Source organism: Nannocystis sp. RBIL2 (assembly GCF_026626745.1).
Taxonomy (GTDB): Bacteria; Myxococcota_A; Polyangia; order Nannocystales; family Nannocystaceae; genus Nannocystis.
This window is the reverse complement of sequence record NZ_JAPNJW010000002.1, coordinates 2,213,329-2,237,198: the sequence shown is the minus strand read 5'-3', so window position 1 is coordinate 2,237,198 and position 23,870 is coordinate 2,213,329. Positions and strand designations below refer to the sequence as shown.

General features: G+C 71.7%; 17 protein-coding genes. 7 read left to right on the top strand and 10 right to left on the bottom strand.

Annotated features, from left to right (window positions below; all coding sequences use genetic code 11):
- Positions 1–6: 6 nt before the first annotated feature.
- Entirely contained in the window at positions 7–1,647 is a 1,641-nt protein-coding gene (locus OV090_RS33970; protein ID WP_267708838.1) for an NAD(P)/FAD-dependent oxidoreductase, read from the top strand.
- 200 nt (positions 1,648–1,847) lie between these two features.
- Here the strand turns inward: OV090_RS33970 and OV090_RS33965 are convergent, their stop codons facing one another.
- The 4 genes from OV090_RS33965 to OV090_RS33950 form a co-directional block, all read right to left on the bottom strand.
- Entirely contained in the window at positions 1,848–3,242 is a 1,395-nt protein-coding gene (locus OV090_RS33965; protein ID WP_267708837.1) for a sigma-54 dependent transcriptional regulator, read from the bottom strand.
- Complete coding sequence (locus tag OV090_RS33960; RefSeq protein ID WP_267708836.1) at positions 3,243–4,532, bottom strand: ATP-binding protein; 1,290 nt, start codon at positions 4,530–4,532, stop codon at positions 3,243–3,245.
- A 471-nt stretch (positions 4,533–5,003) separates the two neighbouring features.
- Complete coding sequence (locus tag OV090_RS33955) at positions 5,004–7,796, bottom strand: protein kinase (RefSeq protein ID WP_267708835.1); 2,793 nt, start codon at positions 7,794–7,796, stop codon at positions 5,004–5,006.
- A 12-nt stretch (positions 7,797–7,808) separates the two neighbouring features.
- The gene (locus OV090_RS33950) at positions 7,809–8,807 is read right to left on the bottom strand and encodes an ADYC domain-containing protein (RefSeq protein WP_267708834.1); all 999 of its coding nucleotides are present in this window, start codon (positions 8,805–8,807) and stop codon (positions 7,809–7,811) included.
- A gap of 800 nt (positions 8,808–9,607) precedes the next feature.
- Between OV090_RS33950 and OV090_RS33945 the strand changes: the two genes are divergently transcribed.
- Positions 9,608–9,937 (top strand): hypothetical protein, encoded by a 330-nt coding sequence (locus tag OV090_RS33945; RefSeq protein WP_267708833.1) that lies wholly within the window; start codon positions 9,608–9,610, stop codon positions 9,935–9,937.
- A 65-nt stretch (positions 9,938–10,002) separates the two neighbouring features.
- Here OV090_RS33945 and OV090_RS33940 read toward each other — a convergent pair whose 3' ends face one another.
- Entirely contained in the window at positions 10,003–10,347 is a 345-nt protein-coding gene (locus OV090_RS33940; RefSeq protein ID WP_267708832.1) for a hypothetical protein, read from the bottom strand.
- 901 nt (positions 10,348–11,248) lie between these two features.
- On the opposite strand from OV090_RS33940, the gene OV090_RS33935 reads away from it, so the two are divergent.
- Entirely contained in the window at positions 11,249–12,049 is an 801-nt protein-coding gene (locus tag OV090_RS33935) for a PAS domain-containing protein (protein ID WP_267708831.1), read from the top strand.
- A 41-nt stretch (positions 12,050–12,090) separates the two neighbouring features.
- Here the strand turns inward: OV090_RS33935 and OV090_RS33930 are convergent, their stop codons facing one another.
- The 3 genes from OV090_RS33930 to OV090_RS33920 form a co-directional block, all read right to left on the bottom strand.
- The gene (locus tag OV090_RS33930; RefSeq protein WP_267708830.1) at positions 12,091–13,488 is read right to left on the bottom strand and encodes a hypothetical protein; all 1,398 of its coding nucleotides are present in this window, start codon (positions 13,486–13,488) and stop codon (positions 12,091–12,093) included.
- 319 nt (positions 13,489–13,807) lie between these two features.
- Positions 13,808–14,467, bottom strand: a complete 660-nt coding sequence (locus tag OV090_RS33925; protein ID WP_267708829.1) for a glutathione S-transferase family protein — start codon at positions 14,465–14,467, stop codon at positions 13,808–13,810.
- A gap of 268 nt (positions 14,468–14,735) precedes the next feature.
- Positions 14,736–16,394, bottom strand: coding sequence for a hypothetical protein (locus OV090_RS33920; RefSeq protein WP_267708828.1), 1,659 nt, complete (start codon positions 16,392–16,394; stop codon positions 14,736–14,738).
- Positions 16,395–17,482: 1,088 nt separating this feature from the next.
- On the opposite strand from OV090_RS33920, the gene OV090_RS33915 reads away from it, so the two are divergent.
- The 4 genes from OV090_RS33915 to OV090_RS33900 all read left to right on the top strand — a co-directional run bounded on the left by OV090_RS33915 (position 17,483) and on the right by OV090_RS33900 (position 20,921).
- Positions 17,483–19,603, top strand: a complete 2,121-nt coding sequence (locus OV090_RS33915) for a DUF4157 domain-containing protein (RefSeq protein ID WP_267708827.1) — start codon at positions 17,483–17,485, stop codon at positions 19,601–19,603.
- A 57-nt stretch (positions 19,604–19,660) separates the two neighbouring features.
- Positions 19,661–20,050: a hypothetical protein gene (locus OV090_RS33910; protein WP_267708826.1), complete on the top strand. Its 390-nt coding sequence runs from the start codon at positions 19,661–19,663 to the stop codon at positions 20,048–20,050.
- Positions 20,051–20,122: 72 nt separating this feature from the next.
- Positions 20,123–20,515, top strand: a complete 393-nt coding sequence (locus OV090_RS33905; protein ID WP_267708825.1) for a hypothetical protein — start codon at positions 20,123–20,125, stop codon at positions 20,513–20,515.
- Between the two features lie 19 nt (positions 20,516–20,534).
- Positions 20,535–20,921 carry a hypothetical protein gene (locus tag OV090_RS33900; RefSeq protein ID WP_267708824.1) on the top strand — a complete coding sequence of 129 codons (387 nt, stop codon included), beginning with the start codon at positions 20,535–20,537 and terminating at the stop codon, positions 20,919–20,921.
- A gap of 9 nt (positions 20,922–20,930) precedes the next feature.
- Here OV090_RS33900 and OV090_RS33895 read toward each other — a convergent pair whose 3' ends face one another.
- A complete protein-coding gene (locus tag OV090_RS33895; protein WP_267708823.1) occupies positions 20,931–22,337 on the bottom strand; it encodes an STAS domain-containing protein in 1,407 nt (468 codons plus the stop codon).
- Between the two features lie 179 nt (positions 22,338–22,516).
- The gene (locus OV090_RS33890; RefSeq protein ID WP_267708822.1) at positions 22,517–23,863 is read right to left on the bottom strand and encodes an STAS domain-containing protein; all 1,347 of its coding nucleotides are present in this window, start codon (positions 23,861–23,863) and stop codon (positions 22,517–22,519) included.
- Between the last annotated feature and the right edge of the window lie 7 nt (positions 23,864–23,870).

Here is a 23,870-nt window from a genome sequence, read left to right as displayed (position 1 = left end):
GCTCTCGTGAATTCACAAACCTACGATGTCGCCATCCTCGGCGCCGGGATCGCCGGCTCGACTCTGGCGGCGATCCTGTCCCGTCAGGGCTTTCGCGTGTTGCTGCTCGAGAAGGGCGCCCACCCGCGCTTCGCCGTCGGCGAGGCGATGCAGCCGCAGAGCTCGATGCTGCTGTGGATCCTCGGCGAGCGGTTCGACGTGCCGGAGCTCCAGCACCTGAGCTGCACGCAGAAGATCTTGCGCCACGTGACCCGCAACGTCGGCGTGAAGAAGACCTTCGGGTTCCTCTATCACGACGAGGGGCAGCCGCAGGACCCGAACAAGGGCCACCTGCTGGTGCCGCCGCCGACGCCGCTGGCCTCCGAGAGCCACCTGTTCCGCGCCGACATCGACCACTACGTGGTGAAGGCAGCGATCAAGTACGGCACGGATTATCGCGAGCGCACCGACGTCGTCGACTTCGAGCTCAACGACGACGGCGTGGTCCTGCGCACCGCCACGGGCGAGGTGTTCAACGCCCGCTACCTGTGCGACGGCACCGGCCACAAGTCGCTGGTGGCCGAGCGGATGGGGCTACGTCCGGAGGTGCCGCCGCTGCGCACCCAGTCGCGCACGATCTTCACCCACATGCGCGGCTTTCAACGCTACGACGATATCATGGCCCCGCACGAGCGGCCCGGCCTGACGCGCGGCTACTACGAGGGCACGCTGCACCACGTGATCGACGGCGGGTGGTTCTGGATCATCCGCTTCGACAACGTGCCCGGCTCGGAGAGCGACCTGACCAGCGTCGGCCTGACGCTCGACATGCGCAAGTACCCGCAGCGCGGCATCCCGCCGGAGCAGGAGTTCTGGGAGGTCGTGAACCGCTACCCGAGCATCGCCCGCCACCTGCAGGGCGCCGAGATCACGCGGCCGTGGGTCGGCACGGGCCGCCTGCAGTTCACCGCGACCGACAGCGTGGGCAAGCGCTTCTTCCTCCTGTCGCACGCCCACGGCTTCATCGACGCGCTGTACTCGCGCGGCATGATCAACACGTTCGAGACGATCCACGCGCTCGCGCCGCGGCTGATCCAGGCGCTGAAGGACGACGACTTCGACCCGGCCCGCTTCGAGTACCCGCGGCGGCTGCAGGACGCGATGCTCCTCGACAACGATCGCATGGTCCACAACTCGTTCCGCTCGTTCGCCAACTTCGAGACCTGGAACGCGTTCCTGCGCGTGTGGCTGATCAACATCCTGTTCGGCGATCTGCGCATGTTCCGGGTCTGCCTCAAGTACCTGGAGAGCGGCGACAAGGCGGACTTCGCCCTCCTCGACGCCGACCCGCTGCCGCTGGAGCCCGCGCCCGGCGAGGATCCGCTGGAAGACATGCGCCGCTTCACCGACACGACGTTCGACCGCTGGGAAGCCGGCGAGATCGACGCGGAGCAGGCCGCGACCCTGGTGTTCGAGCTGCTCGGACGCGCCCCGCTGCCGCCGATCCACCCGTGGGGTGACCCTGCTGCCCATCACACCGACGTGCTGCCCGAGAAGCTGAAGCAGATGATCGAGTGGGGCAAGACCGAGGCGAAGTGGCCGCTGAACCGCTGGTTCGACTTCGACCTGAAGTTCCTCGAGCGGCTGCGCCCCGACGAGGCCGCCTGACCCGCCCCGCCAGGCGCGCCCGCGCCTGGTGAGCGTATGTCCAAAGGGACATGTCCGAGCATTTCGGACATGTCCCTTTGAACATCCCGCCGCGCACCCGACTGCGGGCGGGGCGGGGTGCCCGCAAATGAAAGGACATGTCCATCGGGACATGTCACCCGTCGCGCCGCGGCGACCGAGGGCGTGCCCCCGCGGACAGCTCACTCGCCGAGGCCGTAGCGCTTGATCTTGTCGTAGAGCGTGCGCACGCCGATCCCGAGGGCCTCGGCGGTGCGGATCCGGTTGCCCTCGAAGTGGCGCAGGGCGGCCTCGATCGCGTCGCGCTCGAGGTCCTGCAGCGGGCGCGGCGGGCCGTCGTGCCCGGGCTCGCCGGCGACCGGCGCGGCGGGCGGGGCAGGGGCCGGCGGCGGGGCGGCGGAGGGCGCGGGCGCGAAGCCGAGGCCGGGGATCGCCAGCTCGCTCTCGTGCAGGATGTCGCCGTCGGCCAGGATCGCGGCGCGCTCGAGCGTGTTGGCGAGCTCGCGGACGTTGCCCGACCAGCGAGCGCGGCGCAGCAGGGCCCGCGCCGAGGGGTCGAGCTTCAGCGGCTTGCGCCCGAGGTTGGCGCAGGCCTGGGCGAGCAGGCGCTCGGCCAGCGGCTCGATGTCCTCGCGGCGGTCGCGGAGCGGCGGCAGGACCACCGGGAACACTGCGAGGCGGTGGAACAGGTCCTCGCGGAAGCGGCCCTCGGCGATCATCGCCGGGAGGTCGCGGTTGGTGGCGGCGATCCAGCGCACGTCGGCGCGCAGGGTCGGGCCGCCGCCGAGCCGCTCGAAGGTCCGCTCCTGCAGCAGGCGCAGCAGCTTGGCCTGCAGCGGCAGGGCCAGCTCGCCGACCTCGTCGAGGAAGAAGGTACCGCCCTGGGCGACCTCGATGCGGCCGCGGCGACGCGCGTGCGCGCCGGTGAAGGCGCCCTTCTCGTGGCCGAACAGCTCGCTCTCCAGCAGCTGCTCGGCCAGCGCGGCGCAGTTGACGGCCACGAACGGGCCGGCCTTGCGCCGGCTCCACCCGTGCACCGCCCGCGCCGCGATCTCCTTGCCGGTGCCGCTCTCGCCGATCAGCAGGACCGTCGCGTCGGTGACCGCGACCTTGCGCAGCGCGGCGACGACAGGCTGCATCGCCGGCGCGCCGAAGCTCAGCTCGGGCGCGGCGTCGCTGCTGCCCTGGTGGGCCTCCTGGAAGTTGCGCAGGGCCCGGCGCTCGGCCGCGCGGCGGATGAGCAGGCGCAGCTCGGCGAGCGAGCCGAGCGGCTTCTGCAGGTAGTCGAACGCCCCGAGGCGCATCGCCTCGACCGCGGTGTCGACGTCGCCGTGCGCGGTGAGGATGATGAACTCGACGTCGGGCTGGCGCTCGCGCAGGCGGCGGAGCAGCGCCATGCCGTCCATGCCGGGCATGCGCAGGTCCGACAGCACCACGTCGAAGCCCTCGCGCTCGAGCAGCGCCCACGCGGCCTCGCCGGAGGCCGCCTGCGCGACCTCGTGGTCGTCGTCGGCCAGCGCCTCGGCCACGAACTCGCGGATCCCCGGCTCGTCGTCGACGACCAGCACGTGCGCCATTCAGTCACCCTCTCTTTCGGCCGGCGGCAGCCACACGCGGAACACGGAGCCGCCGCCGGGCCGCTCCTCGACGCTGGCCTTGCCGCCGTGGCGCTCGCACACCCGCGAGACCACGGCGAGCCCCAGGCCGGTGCCCTGGGTGCGGCCGGTGACGAACGGATCGAAGATCCGCGCGCGCAGCTCGGCCGGCACGCCGGGGCCGCGGTCGGCCACGCGGAAGGCCAGGCCGCCGTCCTCGCGGCGGATCGCCAGCTCGACCGTGGCGCCCGGCGGGCTCGCCTGCAGGGCGTTGCGCACCAGGTTGACCAGCGCCTGCTCGACCCGCTGCGCGTCGAGGTACCAGCCGGCGGGCGCGTCCGCGTCGTCGAGCACGACCCGCGCAGCGTCGGTGAGCTCGACGGCTCGCCGCGCGATCGCCCGCGGGTCGCCGGTCGCGGCCTTGAGCTTGCCGGCGCGCACGAAGTCGAGGAGGCTGGTCGTCAGCGCCTCGAGTCGCACCGCCTCCTCGACGATCCGGCTGGCCTTGGCGCGCCGGCGCTCGTTGTCGGCGAGCTGCTCCTCGAGCAGCTGGGCGTGGCCCTTGAGGCTGGCGAGCGGGTTGCGGATCTCGTGGGCCAGGACGGCAGACATCTCGCCGAGCGCGGCCAGGTGGCGCCGCTCGGCGTGGCCCGCCTCGGCGGCCTGGGCCCGCTGCCGCTGGCGATGCGACACCCAGGCGGTGACGACCAGAGCGACTGCGACCGCGAGGCCGACCACGAGGTCGCGCAGGGCCTGGCGAAAGAACGCGGCCGCCAGGCGCGGCTCGAACTCGATCACGACCCGCGGCGGCGGGGGACGCACGCCGGGCTCGACGCCGGGCGGCGGCTTCTCCCCGGAGCGCGGCGGTGGGCCGAGCAGCCGCTCGAAGCGGGCCACGTTGCCGTCGCCGGCCAGGTTGTCGTCGATCCACGCCAGCACGCCGCGGTGGTCGTCGGGCCGCAGCGGCCGCTCGACGCTCACGCCCGCCTCGACCACCACGGCGTCGTCGGGCGCGAGGATCGCCAGGTAGCGCAGGCCCTCGTCGCGGGCGTCGCCGAGGATGGCCTCGAGGTCGGCGGCGGTGGCCCAGCGGCCGCGCGGGAAGTCGCGCTCGACCAGGCGGTGGAGCACCTCGCCCTCGCCGCGCACCACCGCCTCGCCGATCCGGTAGGCGTTGACGAACGAGGCCACCGACGACAGCGCGAGCAGGCCCGCGAGCACCCCGGCGACCGCGAGCAGACCCCACGCCCCAGCCTTGCCGAGATCGGGCATCCGCGGGCCGAGGGTAGCGGATCTGCGGTCCGCGGGCGGCCTGGCGCCGGCTGCGGCGGGTGGGGCGAAATCGCGCCCGACGGCCAGGGCCGGCGGCTGCTGCCCGTGGGACGCGGTTTCCGCGGGGACGCTGCTCCCGGCGAGGCCGCGCGCGGCGAGATCGGCGACGGCGCGTAGCGAGGAGGAGGCCGACGGATCGGAGTCGCCCGCCGGAGACGCAGCGCGCACGGACGCGGCCGCGGCGACGAACTGCAGCGGAGCGGCGCGCGGACGGCTTCGCAGGGCGGATGTCTCGGAGGACATGTCCGATCGCGCAGGCGGCGAGCGCTCCGCCGGGGCGCGCGCGTCGAGCTGGCGGCCTGTCTCGGGGGACATGTCGCAGCGGACGGCCCTCGTCGCATCGAGGTCTGTCTCGGAGGACAGGTCACTGATCGCGGGTGTCTCGAAGGACATGTCCTGAACTCCAGGCGCTCAGGGCCGCGCCCCCGGCAAGGCTGCCAGGCGGGTCGCGCCGCCGGCTCCGGCGCGGCGGTACAGCTCGCGGGCGGCGGCCCGCAGCTCCTCGACCCGGGCAGTGGCGGCGGCGTCGGTGCGGCTCAGCGCCTCGGCGAGGGTGACCCTCGCGCGCGCGAGCAGCAGGTGCGGGGCGCTGGCGAAGTCGTCGGCGGCGCGGGCCGAGAGCGTGGCGATCGCGGGCTCGAGCGCGGCGATCGCCTCGCCTGGGCGGCCGAGGGCCAGCAGGGCGCGGCCGAGGGCGACCTGGGCGTCGGCGATCCGCAGGGCCACCCACCAGCGCTCGCGCTGCGGCGAGGCGCCGGCGATCGCGGCCTCCAGCGGCTTCAGGGCGGCCTCGGGCCGGTCGCGCAGCAGGGCCGCGGAGCCGCGGGCGAGCTCGGAGAGGGCGGTCATCGGCGCCACGTCGTCGGGGTGCAGCGGGCCGGCGAGGCAGGCCGCCGCCTGCTCCATCGCCGCCGCCGCGGCCTCGGCGTGATCGAGGTCGTCCTCGGCGTGGCCGAGGCCGAGCCAGCACACCGCGCACACCTCGTACGGCTCGCCGGGCCCGCGGAACTGCGGGCACACCTCGGCGAACACCGCCTGCGCGGCCGCGGGGTCGAGGGTGTGGTCGGCGGCCATGCGCCGCAGCTGGCGCACGTACGGGTGGCGCTCGCCCAAAAGGCCGGTGAGCCCGGTCAGCGCGGCCGCGAAGCCCTCGGCGCGCGCGCCCGGGTCGGCGGTCACCAGCGCCAGGTTGGCGTGGTAGCTCCAGCGCTCGATCGGGTCGGCGTAGGCGGCCGCGTCCCCGGCCGCGACCGCGGCTTGATAGCTGGCCAGCGCCAGCGCCGGCTCGCCGCGTGCCCCGTGGACCGCGCCGAGGTTGTTGGCCAGCAGCGCCGCCAGGTCGGCGCGATGACCTGTCCTTTCGACCATGGCCTCTGCGACACGTCGCTGCGCCAGCGCGGCGTCGGGCTGGCCCAGGCCGACGCCATCGACCCACACCAGGCGCGCCAGCGCCTCGGCCGCGACCGCGTCGACCCGGGCGGCGAGGGCGAGCACGTAGGCGTCGTCGAGGCTGGTGCGCGCGGCGGCCAGGTCGTAGGCGAGCTGCGCGGTGCGTCCGGCGGCCAGCGCAGTCTCGGCGACCAGCGGGCGGTAGGCGAGCCGTTCGGCCTCGGCGCGCACGGCCGCGAGCTCGCCGGCGGCCGGACCGAGCTCGCCGGCGTCGGCCAGCACCCGCGCGCGGGCCAGGCGGGCCCGCAGCTCGTCGACCGCGGCGGCGACTGCCGGATCTCCGGGCGGCGCGACTTCGGCGGCCATCGCCACCGGATCGCCGCACAGCGCCGGCGACGGCAACTTGGCGACCACCGCGGTGGCCTCGCGCGCGACCCCGGGACCGCCGCTCGCCAGGATCTCGGCCGCTCCCGCCAGCGCCGCCCGTCGCTCGCCGAGGCAGCGCATGCCGGCGTCGAGCAGCCGGCTCGATCGCTCGCCGCGCTGATGGCCGAGGCAGACCTCGCGGTGCACCGCGGCCCAGCGCGCCCCGTAGTCGTCGAGCGCGGCGATCACCTTCGGCGCGACCTCGGCCGGCAGCGCCGCGGTCACTGCCTGGCGCTGCGGATCGCCCCACACCTCGGCGGCCTGCGCCTCGCCGGCGTCGCACGGCGAGACCGCCCTTGCCGGCGCGAGGGCCCAGCCGAGAGTCATCGCCAGACCCCCGAGCGCGGCGGCCCCGAACCACTTGCGCCGCTGCGCCGCCGGATCGCGCTCGAGCGCCCGCAGCAGCGCGTCCATGTCGGGGTAGCGATCGGCGGGGTCGGGCCGTAGGCCCCGACGCAATCGTGCGAGCAACCACGCCGGCGCGCGCGCCCCGGGCGGCGGCTCGCTGACGCGGCCGGCGAGGATGTTGTCGGTGAGGCCGAGCAGGGTGTCGCCCGCGAACGGCCGCGCGCCGCACAGCGCCTCATACACGGCCACGCAGAAGCTGAACTGATCGCTGGCCGGCCCGGCCGGCTTGCCCAGGTGCTGCTCGGGCGACATGTACGCCGGCGTGCCCATCACCGCGCCGTGGGCGGTGAGCCGCGCGCCGACCAGGCCCTCGGTGCGCAGCTCGGGGCGGTTGCGCAGCTCGGGGCGGTTGCGCAGCTCGGGGCGCTCGCCGCCCTCGTCGTCACCGCGGGCGAGCCCGAAGTCGGCGACACGGGCCCGCCCGTCGCTGCCGATCAGCACGTTGTCGGGCTTGAAGTCGCGGTGCACCACGCTGGCGGCGTGGGCCGCCGCCAGGCCGCGGCCCGCTTGCAGATACACGGCGAGGAGCTCCCGCCACTTGCGCGGCCGCTCGGCGGCCCACTCGCCGGCGGTGCGGCCCTCGACGAACTCCATGGCGATGAAGAACTGGCCGCCTTCCACCCCGGCGTCGTGGATCTGGACCACGTTGGGGTGCGACAGGCGGGCCATCGCCTGGGCCTCGCGGAGGAACCGGGCCTCGTTGTAATCGGGCGCGAGGTCGCGGCGCAGCAGCTTGACCGCGATCCTGCGATCGAGCTTGGGGTCGAAGGCGGCGTGCACGACCCCCATGCCGCCGGCGCCGAGCTCACGCAGGAGGACGAAGCGGCCGATCCGCTCGCGCACCGCCGGATCGGTCGCCGGATTGAGGGCAGGCGCCGCGTCGCGGACCATCGCTCGCATGCCGCTGACCGCGGTCTCGGCGAGGTCGAGCGCGGGCGCGGGCGCCGGGCCGGACAGCAGGGTGGAGCGATCGAGGGCCACGCCGGTCTCCGCTCAGGGCAGCATGGTCCGCCACTCGATGCCAGGGCCGAACGAGCCGTTGCCGCTGCACGCCGGGACCGCGCAGTGAATGCTGGCAGGATCGGCGTAGCGCGGGTCGTCGAGGCAGAGCGCGCCGTCGGGGCCCCACTTGGCCTCGAGCGAGTTCTCGGCGACGCCGGGGACGACGCTGCCGCTGGCGTTGCGCCACGCGACGGGGGTGCCGTCGACGGTGTAGGGGGTGCCGTCGCCGCAGTAATCGGCGGTGACCATGCGCAGGGTCGCCTTGCGCTGCTCGAGGTCGGCGTGCCGGGCCCCGCTCGGCGCGTAGTCCATCATCTTCATCTTGAAGGCGCCCTCGGCGACGCAGGCGATCGTGAACCACCGGCCTTGCCCGGGGCTGATGGCGTTGGTCTCACGATCGTAGGTCTCGCCGTAGATCAGCGTGACCATGTCCTTATTGTCGTCGCTGGTGTTGGGACAGACGGGCTGCGTCACGTTGTCCTGATCGTTGTACTGCATGCGATAGACGCTGACCATGGCGCCGCCCTGCGACCACGAGGGCATGGCGCTGTCGAAGCCGACGATCCGCAGCTGGACCGGGCCGGTCGGGGTCATCAGGCCCAAGACCTTGCCGACCAGCTGCGGGCCGGTATACGTGATCTGGCCGGTGTTCATGTTGCGCGCGACCAGCTCGTCGCGGCCCAGGTTCATGTCGGGCTTGTAGTGGTTGCCGTTCTGCGGGTTGAAGATGTCGACGAAGGTGACGCCGCCGGCGTTGGCGACGCCGTCGAGGTTGAGCTCCGTGATCAGGGCGTCGTTGACGGTCGGCGAGTTGAGCGAACAGCCGATGCAGCCGCCGCCGCCGCCGGGGCGCAGAGCCACGGTCTCGTCGTCGGTGAAGTCCGCCGGGTCGTCGCAGCCGGCGGGAGCGGCGAGGGCGAGCGCGAACACGGGAAGCCACGAGCGCAGACGGGACGAGACGGGGTGCATCGACGGGTTCTCCACGGTCACGCGGACCCCTCTCGCAAGCGCCGGGCTCGGCCGGGCGGCGAGGAATTGTCGTGTGGTGTCGCGGCGCGGGTCCGCGTGCCGGCGAAGGCCGCCGATCGCCGGCAGAGCTCGCCGGCCCGCGGAGCGGCGATTTCTGCCGACCGCCGGCAGAACCCGCCGCCCCGACCTGCAGCCGCAAAGGCGGACGCCGCGCGCGGACGCGCGAGCGCCCAGCCGCGAGGCGTCGCAGGCCGCGACGGTGCAGACGATAAAGCCCGAGAGACATGTTCGATCGGACATGCTCTCAAGAGCATAGGCGCGAGGCGCCGGTCGCGGTGCATCAAGGCCTGCGAGGGTGCGGACGAGAAGATCCAGGGAGACCTGTTCGATTGGACATGTTTTTTCGGACATCGATCGAAGCCGAAGTCCGCGATGCCGGTCGGTCGGCGCAACGCCCCGGCGGAGCCGGTGGCATTCGCCAGCGTCACGTACAACGAACTGGTGGCGTCGCCGCAGCGTCGCAGCGCCGGCGTCGCTGTCGTGTCAAGCGCGACCACGTGCCATCGAGGGAGCGGACGTCGGGCTCGAGGCCGCCGGCTTGGCCGGCGCGCGAGCGGGCCCTGCGACCGTGCAGCCGCGCGTCTCGGCGGCCTCCACAACGGAGAGGTGCAGCCCCGCGAGGCCGCGGCGGACGGCGACGAAATCTCGTGGCCGCCCGCTGGACGGCGATCGCCGCCCGGACATATTCCCGGGGCCGACGCCATGGAGGCGGCGGCGAGGATGAGACGACCATGATGTTCGAGATGCTCGTGAGTGCGTTCTTGACCGCGCTTCCCGCGCCCGGCGACCACGAGTTCGCCGCGCAGCCCGACGAATCGGCCGCGCCCGGCGACGAGTTCACCGAGGAGACCCACCCGTCGGCCACCTATGAATGCGTGGTCCCCGACGAGATCGGCGGATCCTATTGGCCGAGCGGCGGCGAGGTCAATATCTACTGCCTGGCCTACTGCGAGGGCTTCTACGACTACCGCAAGGCGTGGCGGTATCCGGTCGATCCGGTCGACAAGCCGGACGGCTGGTGTCGCAGCAAGGCGAAGAAGTACTGCCACCGGTACAACCTCGACTACGTCGATTCGTGCTACGGCGAGTAGTACGGACGCGCGCGCATCACTACAGGCGAGGTGTCGCCGCCTCCGGGCGCCGCGGCCCGCCTTCGTCACCGCGGCGCCTGCGAGCTCGCGGGCCCGCGCCGCGACCAGCGGCCGAGCGCGAGGCCGGCGAGCAACCCGACCAGCAAGAGGCCGTCGCCGGGCTGGTGAACGGCCGAACACCCGCGCTCCTGAGCGCACACGTACGGGGCCAGGTCGGCGGCGGAGACCTGGGTCATGTCGGCGACGTCGGCGACGTCGTAGACGCAGGTCTCGCCGCCCGGAAGGGCGCAGAACGACTCGGCGGGGCAGCTCTTCAAGATCTTCGGTGGCGCTCCCTCGCCGCACCTGGCGCCGGCGCTCTCGAGGACTTGAATGACCGTGTCGGGGTGCCGGGTCAGGACTTCGGGCATGGCCGCGAAACCATGGCCCCGGCCCCCCGCGTCGCAAGCGACGGGGCGGTCGAGCGCCGCCGAGGCTCAATTTAAAAAGCGTCGAAAAGGACATGTTATAAAGGGCATGTCATTAAAAACATGTTCTTCGAGGCATGCTCGTCCGCCGTCGCTGGGCGGCGTCCAGCCGCGGACAGCCGTGAAGGCCGCGCGTCGATCCGGGGTCGCGCGCTCTCGGGAGGGCGCGAGGCCGTGGGCAGTCGCGCCGTCGCGCGCTCGGGATGCAAGCGCCTCCTCGTGAGAATCGTCCGCGGCCGCAAGCCCGCTTTCTTGTCAGGCGGGCAACACATCGGCTGGCATGCCGTGACCGTCCCCTGCGAACATTGGAGCCGGCGCGGGATGGTGCGAATCGAGCGGCTCTCGCGCGTCATCGCCGAGGCGCATGAAATGTCGGTCGTCGGAGCGAAGGTCGCACCTCGTGCGCGGGCTGCTGGCGGTGAGCGGCGGCCGCCCGCGACTTCTGCGCGGACGGCCTGGGGCGGCCCAGCGACGTGATCGTCGTCGGGCCCGATAGTTCGCTCGCGCGGCTGTTCCCCGTCGATCCATGGCAAGGCGTCGGCATCAACCCGGTGCTGGCCCGGGTGATGGAAACCCGACCGTTCGAGCAGGCCCACGTACGAGTGGTGGTGCAGTCGACGACGCGGTCTGGTACCTCACGCGGTTCGTCGCCGGCATCCCACCGACGACGCCGGCAATCATGGCAGTGCACGCAGTCGCCGCGGTCGGGCCATCGGCGCATTCACGGTCCTAGGATTCGCCCCGAAGGACGTCCTCCGGGCGAACAGCGTCACGACGAATTCGTGATGCAATGATTGCGCAGCCGCGGGCGCCGACGGTCGGGGTCGCGTACGCTGAGGCCCCGATGATCGACCCTTCGGCGGAGGCGCTCGGACGCGCGTTCGTGGTCCTGCAGGCGGCCATGGACGCCTTGCCGTACAGCATGTTCTGGAAGGACTCGTCGCTGCGTTACTACGGCTGCAACGCCTCGTTCGCGGCGCTGGCGGGGCTGGCGACGCCGGCCGAGATCGCCGGGCGCGACGACTTCGACATGCCGTGGCCGCGCGCGCAGGCGGAGAAGTTCCGCGACGACGACCACGAGGTGCTCACCACCGGGAGCGCCAAGCTCAACATCCTCGAGGTGCTGCGCGTCGACGGCGAGGACCGGTGGGTCGAGACGCACAAGCTCCCGCTGCGCGACCGCGCGGGGACGCTGCTCGGCGTGGTCGGGTGGTTCCACGACGTCACCGCGCGCAAGCTGGCCGACGAGGTGGCCGCGCGCGCCCACCAGGAGGCCCTGCAGGAGCTCGCCACGCCGCTCCTGCCGGTCGCCGACGGGGTGGTGGTGATGCCGCTGGTGGGCACCCTCGACGAAACCCGCGGCACGCAGGCGACCCAGATCCTGCTGGCCGGCGTGGCCGAGCACCGCGCCCACACCGCGATCCTCGACGTCACCGGGGTGCGCGAGATCGACACCCACGTGATCGAGGGCATCGTCCGCGCGGCCCGCGGGGTCCGCCTGCTCGGGGCCGAGGCCGTGATCACCGGGATCCGTCCGGCCGTGGCCCAGGCGATCGCGGCGCTCGGGATCCCGCTCGAGGGGGTCGTCGCGCTCGCGGACCTCAAGGCGGGCGTCGCCCACGCGCTGCGGGCGCGGCACGGGTGAGCTTGCTCATTGGACATGTTCCAAGGGACATGCCCTCTGCGTCACTCGAGGTCGAGGAGGCGTAGGTCGTAGCGCGGGTCGACGCCCGAGGGCGCCGAGAACTGCGCCTCCCACGTCGCGAATTCGGGGCACTGCATCACCACCTCGAGGTTCGCGTCGAGCACGACGTCGTAGTAGTCGAGGTAGGTCTGGCCGACCCCGCCGGCGGCGCGGAAGTGCAGCAGCGACGCCGCGGCGACCAGCGCCTCCTCGAGCTCGAAGCGCGCGCACGCCTGCATGTCGCCGCGGCGGAAGTACAGGTCGTTCATCGCCGCGTCGACGCTGTTGAGCCGGTCGACGTAGCGGTGCAGCAGCTCGTGCACCAGAGTCTCGGCCACACCCTCGCGCATGTAGCGGAGGAAGTTCTCGTCGTCGCCGGGCTTTTGGTAGATCGGCCGGCTGCCGATCTGGTCCGACGAGCCGAGGATCGTCTCGCGGTCGATCGAGATCGCAGGCACGTTGCTGTAGAGGTCGAGGCCCTGGTCCTGGGTCGGCGCCGCGTCGAGCACGGTGATGCCCGCGGCGATGTAGAGCGGCGTGGTGTCGAACGAGATCACCACGCTGCGTCTCCGGTTCTTCCACCCGAGGCCGTCGATCGGCGACTCCGCCGGGAATTCCGCCGTGTCGACGAGCAGCGCCTGGTAGGTCGCAGGGTGATCGACGCGCAGCAGCTCGAGCGCGCGCACCGTGAAAAAGACCTCGAGCTGATCGCGCGCCTCGTCCTGCTCGGTCATGACGTAGATCGATTCGCCATAGCGGTAGACGTGCCGCTCGCCGTCGAGCCAGGCGATGTTCGACGGCGTGATCACGTCGTCGGTGGTGAACGCCCCGGTGGCGTTCGGGTGCAGATAGCCGAGGTACTCGAGCGGGACGCCGTCGAGCGTGAACTCGTCGCACAGGAGGCTCGTCTCGCCCGGACCCGGCTGCTCGTCGGCGCCGCAGCTCAGCAGCTCGCACTCGATCCAGAGCAGGTCGTGCTCGGCGAGCGCGTCAGCAGCGACGTCGGGCACGACCCAGGTCGGCTCGCACAGCCCCGATTCGGTGTCCCCGGTGCTCGTCCCCTGCGTGCTCGTCGTGCTCGTCTCCGTGGTCGTACCCGCGGTCGTGGTGCTCGTGCTCGTCTCCGTGGTGGTGCCTGTAGTCACCTCCGCGGTGGTGCCCGTGCTCGCCTCCGCGGTGGTGCCCGTGCTCGTCTCCGCGGTGGTGCCCGTGCTCGTCGGGCCGGTTGGCTCGACGGTCGTGGTCGACCCGGGTTCGCTCGTCGTCGTCGCGTCGCTCGTCGACGTCGTGCCGGCCGAGCCGTCGGAGTCGGTCTGCCCGGCCGGGCCGCCGCAGGCCGGTGCCGCCGCGAGCGCGAGCGTGAAACCCAGGGATGAGAGGGAGCTCTGTGAAGTTCGCATGATTCGCGTCCTGCCGCGACCTTCGACGCTACACCGTCCCATCCGCCGGCGGAACCATCCTGGCGGTCGAACGGTGGGGGCTCCGACCGACACGCACGCGCAGGGTTGCGGCCGACGTCGAACGAGGTGATCGGGTCGCGCGCTGGGGGCCGCTCCGAGCGGTTCCGCGGCTCGGAAGGTGTGGCGCTCAAGTCGAGCTCGCCGCTGGGCGGCGCGGGCGCGGTGCGGCTGCGTACCCGCGGACATGTCGAAACGGACATGCCGAATGGGGCATGTCCGATAGGTCATGCGCGCGGAGGCGCGTCGCGTCGGTCTCGCTTCAGCCCACGTTCTCGCGCGGGAAGAAGTGCGCGTACGGCTGCGCCTCGACCAGCACGCGGGCGAACGACGGGCGCGCCTCGAGCCGCTCGAGGTAGGCGGTCAGCGCGGGGAGGCGGCCGCGCAGGGGGGTCACCTTGTCGGCGTAGTAGAGGGCCGGGGCGGCGGCGCAGTCGGCCAGGCCGAAGTCGCCGGCCGCCCACTCGCGGGCCTGCATGCGGGCCTCCAGCACGCCGTAGGCGGCGTCCAGGGTGCGCCGGGCCTCGGCCACGCCGAACGGGTCACGGCCGTCGGCGGGGCGGATCCGGTCGCCCACGATCTTCTGCATCGGCGCCATGGCGTAGAGGTCGAAGAAGCGGTCCCAGGCGCGGACCTCGAGCGCGGCCTCGGCGTCGCCCGGGAGCATGCGGTGCGCCGGCGCGGCGTAGCGGTCGAGGTATTCGATGATGACGCTGGTCTCGGGGACGCTGCGGCCCGCCGTGGCGTCGACGAGGACGGGCATCTTGCCCATCGGCCACAGCGCGTAGAATTCGGCGCGCGCCCGCGGGTCGGCGAGGTCGAGGTGCTGGTAGGTGAAAGCGATGCCGGCCTCGTAGAGGGCGGTCAGGACCTTCCAGCAGTAGGAGGAGAGGGGGTGAGCGTGCAGCGTCAGGTCGGGCATGGGGGCGGCTTCCAGTAACACGCCCGCCAGGCCTGTCAACGAGGATGCCGCCGTCGGCCCGCGACCGGCCTTGGCGAGCGGCGCAACACGATAGGCTGGAGCGCTGCCCCTGCTCGAACCGCGGCGGCCGTCGGCGATCGCGCTGGATGACATGCCCGAAGGGACATGCTCTTCGGTGCATGTCCATCCGGGTCGTCGGCGTGGCTGTGTACCCCGGGACATGCTCGTCGGGACATGCCCATCAGTGCATGTCCCGAGAGCCATGCCGTCACTGCTCGACGAGGATCACCGGCGAGGCGGTGAGGTCGAGGCCGAGGAGGCCGCCCTCGGGGGCCAGCGGGGTAGAGGTGCCGGTCTGGCTGGAGTCCCACGCGTGCAGGTCGAAGCTCTTGTCGGTCGGCAGGTCGAAGTGGGCCTGCGCCGACTCGTCGGTGCCCAGCGCGTAGGCCCAGGCGACGATCGCCTGGCGGTCGTCGGGCAGGCGGAACGCGTAGGCGCGCACGTCGGCGGGGGCGCCCAGGGCGGCGGTCGCGGGCGGGTCGGCGCGCGAGTCGGCCAGCAAGGTGTTGAGCGTCCTGGCGGCGACGCCGGTGACTGAGGGCACGGCGTCCTCCTTGGCGCCGAGGTCCTTGATGTCCTGATAAAGGCCCATCTCGCCGAACGGCTCGCCGGGGTCGCCGTCGCTGAGGATGAACCAGTCGGCGCCGATGAACTTCTCGGCCTGGGCGCGCGCGAACACCTTGACGTAGAAGTTGCGCGCGTACTCGACGCCGCCGGGCTGCCCGTTCAGGGCGGTCTTCGGCGCGCCGACCTCGGTGACGTTGTAGGGCCGCTCGGGCACGCCGGCGGCCGCCATCTTGGCGGCGAAGGCGTCGCGCGAGGCGAAGAAGCCGTCGGCGCCGGCGTCCGAATTGCCGGGGGTCCACAGCGGGTAATAGTGGTAGTTGAGGATGTCGAAGTAGGCCGCGCCGGTCTCGGGGAAGTCGGCCGAGACCGCGCCGCCGTCGGGGTTGTCGGTGTAGCGCAAGAGGGCGTCGAGGAAGTTGGGGTAACCGATCCCGCCGAGGGCGATCTTGGCGTCCGGATCGGCGAGCAGCGCCGCCTCCTTGCTGACCCGCAGCATGCGCACGTAGTCGAAGATCGAGCCGCCGAAGCGCACGAGCTGCTCCTTGGTCGGCGGATCGGTGTCCCACGTCTCGGTGTAATTCCAGTCGGCGACCCAGTCGGGCTCGTTCCAGATCTCCCACATATCGACGTGGTCCTTGTACGTGCTGACGGTCTTGTACACGTATTCGGCCCAGTAGTTGTCGGGGTTGATCGCGCCGTTCACGACCGCCGGCTCGTACAGGTTGGCGGGGATGTAATGCGCGAGCTCCCACTCGGGGGTGCCGTTCGGCGCGGTCGAGTGCTCGGCGATCGGCGAGGTCAAGAAGGCGATGTGATGGTCGAGGCCCATCTCGGCGTAGGCGGCGATGTCGGAGACCTCGATGTCGTAGCCCCAGGTGACGAGGTGCCGCTCCGGCAGCGAGACGCGGATGCTGTTGCAGCCGACCTGTCCCGCGAGCCAGGCGCCGTCCGGATCGGGGAAGCTGGGGTTGCGCACGCCGATGTTGATCCCGCGGCGGAACGGGCCGCCGAGCTCGTTCGGGTCGGGCGGGTCGCCGGTGGTGCCGTCGGTGGTGGTCACCGGCGGGGTGGTGTCGCTCGACTCGCTGGTGCCGTCGGTGCCGGTCGGCGTCGTCGGTCCGCCGGTGGTCGGCGGCTCGTCGGTGGTGGTGCCCGGCGTGTTGCCGGTCGACGGCGCGCTGCTCATCGTGTTCGCCGAGCCGGTGCCGTCGGTCGTGTCAGTGTCGTCGCCGCCGCCGCCGCCGTTGCACGCGAGCATGCAAGCCACCGGCGCCCCCCAAAGCCATGCTGAACGTCGCATGGGCCGATCCAAACACAAAACGCCGGAGCTGTCGCCCGTGGACGACCGGCGGGCCATATCGGCGATCTACGCAAGCAAAGCGGGAGGGTTTGAGGGCGCTCGGCGAGTCCCTCAGCGCGTGTGCGGACGCCGAGGTCGTGAAGCCTCAGTCGATTTCGCGCGCGGATGTGAATGATGATAGTACGGTGCGGTGAATCGACGGGGCAGGGCAGCCCGGCGCCGTTCACCGGGGTGACTGCGCCGATCCCGTTGGGATGACTCGAGCGATCCCGTTGTCGCACCCCGGGTCGCTGGGCGCCCTCAGCTGCGAGGCGTGGTACGAGACCTGATTCGCAGCCATTGTCATGTCGGCCGGGGCGACCGCTGTGTGTCGCGCCCGGTCAGGCCGTGGTGCAGGGACAGCAGCTCGGGGCTCGCTCCGGTGAATCGAGCGAGTCACGAGGAGCATTCTGTGGGCATTGGGTCAGCGTATTCTCTGGGGGGCGGAGCAGCGAGTCAGTGCGGTGGTAAGAGTGCTCCACTCTCGCCCGAGAAGGCCGGCGGGCCTGTTTGACGCGCGAACACGGGCCTTGACCGGGTACCTCGGCGCAGATAGCCTGAAAATGGATCGTACACGAACCGTGCGCCTTCGTCGCGGGATCCGAGGCGTCGAGGGCGCTACAATGCGGTGTTGCCTTCGCACGCTCTCGAGGCGTCTCGCAGGGCATGCTGCGAGGTGATCGAGGAGCTGCTCGATGTCTCATATGTCCCCGCTCAGCCGTCGCCCGGCTGCTGCGACCTCCCGTTCGAGGCCGTCGGCCCTGCGTATCCCAAGCCCTCTGAAGGCCAGCGCGGAGCCGCCAGGGTCAGAGCGGTCCGCGGACCCTTCGGCCTCGTTGCACAATCGGGAGACGACCCAGGCGCTCGATGCATTGGTCGGACTCTCACCGGAACGAACGCCGACGCTGCCGGGGCCGCCGGACGGCCGGCTGGGCCGCGAAGGAGCGCTCCGTTCCCCGCGGTCGTCTCCGCTCTCCGGGGGGGCGGTCCTGAGCGAGCCTTTTTCCGAGTCGTCCGGCGGCTCGTACGATTTCGCGTCTGCGTCGCCGATGCTGCCTAAGCTCGGTGATGGCGGCTCGTCGCGCTGGTTCCCGGCGCGCGGGGGGTCCCACGGCGCAGGCTCGGTGCCGCCCCTGCGAGAGGCCCTGGAGCGGGCGCTGGGGGCCGATTTCTCCGCCGTACAAATTCACGTCGGTTCACCGCGGGCTACCGAGTTCGGCGCGCTCGCATTCACTCAGGGGCACGACATCCACGTCGCTCCGGGTCGGTGGACGCCGCATACGGCGAGCGGACGGCGGTTGCTCGGGCACGAGCTCGGGCACGTGATGCAACAGCGCGAGGGGCGGGTGCGCTGCAATTCTTCGCGCCTGGGGTTCGGACTCAACGACGAGCCGCGGCTCGAGCGCGAGGCGGACGCCATGGGAGAGCGCGCAGCGCGGGCCCTGGCTGCCATGCCGCCCACGCCTGCGTCTCCGTGGGTTCCGGTCCTCCGCCCGTTCGCGGCCAGGGTATCGCCGAGTGCGCCGATTCAGCGAACGCCCGATCCTGCGGTGCTCGATCCCGCGGCCGAAGTGGACCCGCCGCTCCCGGGAATCAACAAGCCCGGGTTCATCGACAACGACGACGGTGCCAACATTCGTTCGCGTCCGGCGGAGCTCGGAGGCACCAAGCTGACGAGGACTCCGCTCCCTCCGGCCACCCGTGTATTCGTCAGCGGGCGGCACCCGGAGGCGCCGGAGTGGTGGTACGTCACCACCAGGCTCGCGTCGACGTTCCTGCGCGGGTACGTGCAAGATTTCCGCATCAATACCGACGTGCCGGAGCCCGGTGCCAGGCTGTACCAGATCGCGGAGGGAGACACCGTGGAGGGTCTGGCCCGGCGCGAGTTCTCCGCTCACGTCACCGACGGGCACGATCTTCGCTACTACGAGAACGTCCTGCTGGCGGTCAACCGCGACAAGAACCGCGCCGGTCTGCGAGGCAGCTTTCAAGCGCCGAACATCCTCGGCGGGGGCGCGAACAACATCCAGCTCGAAGCAGGCCGGCGGATCTGGCTCGTCAGTCCGGCGCACGCGCTGGCCCTCAAGTCGGAGGTGCCCGACGGCTCGCTGACGAACGGTCTGGTCGCCAAGGGTCGGCGTGCCCTCGGCCACATGCAGGACATCCTGCAGAGCGTCACTGATTCGCCGCGGTACCTGGGCGTCGTCGCCGGCGAATACGCCGAGGCGATCACGGCCCACTTGCCCGAGATCATCGGCGTCACAGCCGCATTCATCTTCGCCGAGGCGGCCTCGGCGTTCCTGGCCGCGACTCCGACCGGCGTCGGCCAGTTGGCAGCGCTCCTCATCCAGCTGATCTTGGCCACGTTGGGCGCGGCGGCAGCCGTGGAGGCCGGTGTGCAGGCCCTGCAGCACGCGGAGAAATGGCTGACCACGGCGTGGACTGCCGGCGGCGACGCGAAGCAGATCGAGGCGGCCAGCAAGGAATTCCTCAAGATGCTGGTGACGATCGCCATGGCGGCGCTCGCGGTCACCGGTGTCCGCGGCAACCTCGGCCGCGCGGCGAAGATCGACAGTGCGATCACGGTGCGGCTGCCCCGGCTGGCGATGGCCGAGAGCGTGAGCGCGGGTGGCACGATCGGCCTCGGAGGACCGGTGCTCATCCCCGGCAGCCTCACGACGACCGGTCCCGTGATGACGCGCCCGACGCTCATGTCGGCGATCGGGAGCGGCGGCGGCAAGTCGAGCGCGAAGGCGGAGGCGGAGGCGGCGGCGGCCAAGAAGCGAGCAGAGGCGGAGGCCGCTGCGAACAAGGTCGCCGAGAGCGCGGACATCGAGCGTATCCTCAGGCGTGCGCCGGACGCTGACGAGGCCGCGCTCTTCAAGGGACGGAAGGTCCGAGAAATCGAGGAGATGGTGAGGCTGATCGGCACGTGGGCCAAACGGACCTACGACTCCCCAGCCCATAGCGTGCGGGACCACGCCGGCCGAAAGCGGTTCGACCCGCTCAAATACCTCCGCAAGGCCGCCGAGTTCAAGCGCAAGGGCGCTCATAAGACGGGGCCCAAGGAGGGCGGGGATGTGGTCAAATACGAAAGGCCCGATGGCGAGTTCCTGGAGGTCGAGGCCTCGACGGGCAAGATCGTCACGTACGGATTCAATCCGCGCTGAGGGCGAGCGCTTGAGAACGGCCCGCGACTGCGCCAAAGTACGGCAGAGAGGCTAGACATGGTCCCCGAGGACAAGCGGAAGCAACTGGAAGAACTCTATGAGACTTCGTTTGCGCTCTACCAGGCCAGCGGGCCCGATCGTGGCCGGGTTCACGCGATCTGGTGGGAGCGAGACGACGACGACGATCCGCTGGGAGTGATGGAGCTTCTCGCCACGGATATCGGCGGCTATGTGTCGAGGCTCGTCGACCGCCGAAAGTTCGACGATCTCGAGGAGGCGATCCCGCACTTGCGACGGATGGTCGTGCTCGACGACCCCACGCTTCAGCGATTCGGCCGGGAGCACGCCGGCGAATATCCGGACCTCATGCGTTACCTGCAGATCCTGGAGACGATCCGCTGCGAGGCCATCGCCATCCTCGAGGCTGCGCGGGCCTCACGAGCCTGACCAGAAGGACAACATGCTCAGGCTCGTGTCGACCGTGCGGACCGTCATCGTCCTCCTCGAGGAACGCTCGACATGATCCCCGAGGACAAGCGCAAGCTTCTGGAAGTGCTCTACGAGGTCTCGTTCAAGCTTTACCGGGCCAGCGGGCCCGATCGTGGCCGGGCTCACGCGGTCTGGTGGGAGCGGAGGGACGACGACGACGATCCGCTGGGAGTGATGGAGCTTCTCGCCACGGACATTGGCGGCTATGTGTCGAGGATCGTCGACCGCCTGGAGTTCGACGATCTCGAGGAGGCGATCCCGCACTTGCGACGGATGGTCGTCCTCGACGACCCCACGCTCCAGCGATTCAGCCGGGAGCACGCCGGCGAATACCCGGACATCATGGCTTACTTGCAGATGTTGGAGGCGGTCCGCCTCGAGGCGCTGGCGATCCTCGTGGTCGCGCGGGCCTCTCGAGCCTGAGCGTCAGCGGGAGATCGATATGAGCGACGAAGAGCGGCGGAGGTCCTTGGCGGCGCTCGATGCGGCGGCCGGGGCCGCGTACCGGGCGAGCACGGCAGAGCAGGGGCGCATCTCGCAGATCTGGCGCGAACGAGACGACCCTCATCCGCTCGACGTCGTCGAGGTGCTCACCGCCGACATCGGCGGCTACGTCAGCAAGATCCTCCGCGGGGGGCAGTTCGAATCGATCGTGGCGGCGCTCGAGCACTTGCGCCGGATGGCCGTCTTCGAGGACCCCATCCTCCGCGAGTTCTGCGACGCCCACGCCGGGGCTTACCCCGCTCTCATGCGGTACCTGGAGACGCTCGAGGCAGTGCGCCTCGAGGCGATGGCGATCTTCGAGGCCGCGCGCGATTCTCGGGCTTGAGCGCGAGGATCAGCGGCGTTGCGCCTTGCGGGTCGCGTGGGCGATGCCTTCTTGCAAGGTGGGCAGCGTGACGACGCCGCGGAGGTCGATGTCGAGGTCGACGAGGGTGCGGGCGACTTCGGGGCGGATGCCGGTGAGGATTGGTTCGACGCCGAGGAGGCGGACGGCCGCTGCGGCGCGCAGGAGGGCGGCGGCGACGGTCGTGTCGGCGTGTGGGACGCCGGTGACGTCGAGGATGGCGTGGCGAGCCTTGCGGGCGGTGCAGCCCTCCAGCAGGACCTCGATGACCTGGTCGGCGCGGGCGCCGTCGAGGCTGCCGACGATCGGCATGGCGACCACGTCGGCGCCGAGGGGGATCAGCGGGGTCGAGCGCTCGGCCAGCGCCTGCGCCTGCGTCCGGATCAGCTCGTCGCGGATCTGCGCGCGCTCGGCCTCGGCCCGGTTGCGCTCGGTGATGTCGAGGTAGACGACCACCGCGGCGAACATCTGGCCGCCGTCGTCGCGCACCGGGGCGGCTTGCAGCTCGAGGGTGACGATGCCGCCGCCCTCGCCCTGGCTGATGACGTCGACGACGCCGGCGTGCGGCTCCCCGGTGGCGAGGGTGCGGAAGAGCGGCAGCTCCTGATACGGGATCGGGTCGCGCGTGCCGGGCCGGTAGATGGTGAAGGCCTCGTAGTAGACCCGGCCGTCGTCCTCGATCCGCTGCTTGCCCATGGTATCGACGCCGATCTGGTTGGCCAGCAGCGGCTTGTGGGTGCCGGCCTCGGCCAGGTAGACGCCGATCGGCAGGTTCTCGAGCACGGCGGTCAGCATCCGCCGCTGGCGCTCGGCCTGCCGCAGCGACTCCTCGCGCTCGGCCAGCAGGCGGCGGCTGGCGAGGAACGAGGCTAGCCCGTAGGACAGGGTCTTGAGGACAGATCGTTCCTCGCCGGTGAACACCCGCGGGGCGCGGAAGTGGAGCACGACGACGCCGATCACCCGGCCGACGGCCTCGCTGTGCAGCGGCAGCATGGCCTGGGCGTGGATGCCGTGGCTGATGATGAAGTCGCGGTAGACGGCGTCGCAGCGCGGGTCGGTGGCGATGTCCTCGAGCAGCACCGGCGCGTTCTGGTCGTACCAGAGCTGCGAGATCGAGAGGTGCGAGCGGAGGTCGATGTCGGCGTCCGCGGGAGCGGTGGCGGGGCCGGTGCCCTCGAACCACTGGCCGACCGGGCGGGCCTGGATCGGGACGCCGTCCTCGAACACGGTGGTGAGGTGGAGGTTGATGGCGAACGGGCCGAGCGGGCGCAGGTAGACGAGCGCCGCCTCGAGCAGGTCGACCTCGCTGCGTGCCTCGGCGAGGCCGGTGAAGACTGTGGCGAGGATCTGCGCGGTCGAGGCGGACAGCTCGACCGGGGCGGCTTCGGCGTGGGACATACGAGCTCGGCGGCGAGGGTAGCCCGGCTCGCAACGGCGTTCACAGGTCCACGCGCGTACACTTTGCGCGCGTGCGCGCGGTGCCGCCTCGGCGTGTCGTCACGGCGACGAGCGACCTGGGTGCGAGGTGGTCGGCGGCGGAGGACCCGCGAGGCCGCTCGCAGCGGCTCTGCCGGCGCTCAGTGGCGGCGACCGCGGGCGGCGTGGAGGATGCCGTCTTGCAAGGTCGAGAGGGTGACGAGGCCCTTGAGGTCGACGTCGAGGCCGACCAGGGCGCGGGCGACGTCGGGGCGGATGCCGGTGAGGATCGGCTCGACGCCGAGGAGCCGCACGGCCGCGGCAGCGCGCAGGAGGGCGGCGGCGACGGCGGTGTCGGCGTGCGGGACGCCGGTGACGTCGAGGATCGCGACCCGGGCCTTGCGCGCGGCGCAGCCGTCCAGCAGGGTCTGGACGATCTGGTCGGCGCGCTCGCGGTCGAGGGTGCCGACGATCGGCATGGCGACGACGCCGTCGCCGAGCGGCACGAGCGGGGTGGAGCGCTCGGCCAGGGCCTGCGCCTGGGCCCGGATCAGCTCGTCGCGGTAAGTGGCCCGCTCGGTCTCGAGACGGTTGCGCTCGGTGACGTCGCTGAAGGCGACGACGGCCGCGAACATGGATCCGTCGCCGTCGTGGATCGGCGCCGCGTTGACCTCGATGGTGATCCGATCGCCGCTGGGGCGCACGATGTCCATCGCGCCCTGGCGCGGCTGACCGGTGGTGAGCGTCTGCACCAGCGGCAGGTCCTCGGCCGGCATGACCTCGTCGAGGCCGACGCGCATGCACTGATACACGTCCTGGTAGTTGTCCTGGTGCGCGTTGGGGTCGACGCCGCGGCCGAGCATCTCGGCGCCGAGGTTGTTGACCAGCAGGACCTTGCCGGTGCCGGCCTCGGCGAGGAAGACGCCGACCGGCAAGTGATCGAGGATGGTGTTGAGGGTGCTGCGCTCGCGCTCGAGGGCGCGGAGGGCCTCGCGCTGGCGCAAGAGGTGGCGCCGGGCGACCAGGAAGGCGGCGAGGCCGTGGGCGAGGACGCCGAGGATGTCGCGCTCGTCGGCGACGAGCTCGCGCGGCTCGGCGAAGTCGAGGCGCACCGCGCCGACGACGTCGAGGGCGTCACAGTGCAGCGGCAGGATCGCGGTGGCCGCGACCCCGGCGGCCTGCAGCGCGACCCGGGTGGCGCCGCAGCGCGGGTCGGTAGCGACGTCGGCGACGAACACGGGGCCCTGGCGCCAGCGCAGTTCCTGCGTGTCGATCGCCGCCCTCGGCTCCAGGGGGGCGGGCCCCTCGGGAGCCCAGCGGGCCAGACGACCGCCGCCGTCGTCGAGCAACTCGACGCCGCGCGACGCGAGGGCGTGGAAGATGGGGCCGCACGCGGTCAGCAGTTCGGCTTCGCTGCCGGCTCGGGTGAGGCCGGTGAAGACTTGCGCCAGGGCGGCATCGAGGGCTGGGGTGGCGGTGGAGACGCGATCGAAGGAGCTTGGGGCCATGAGACCT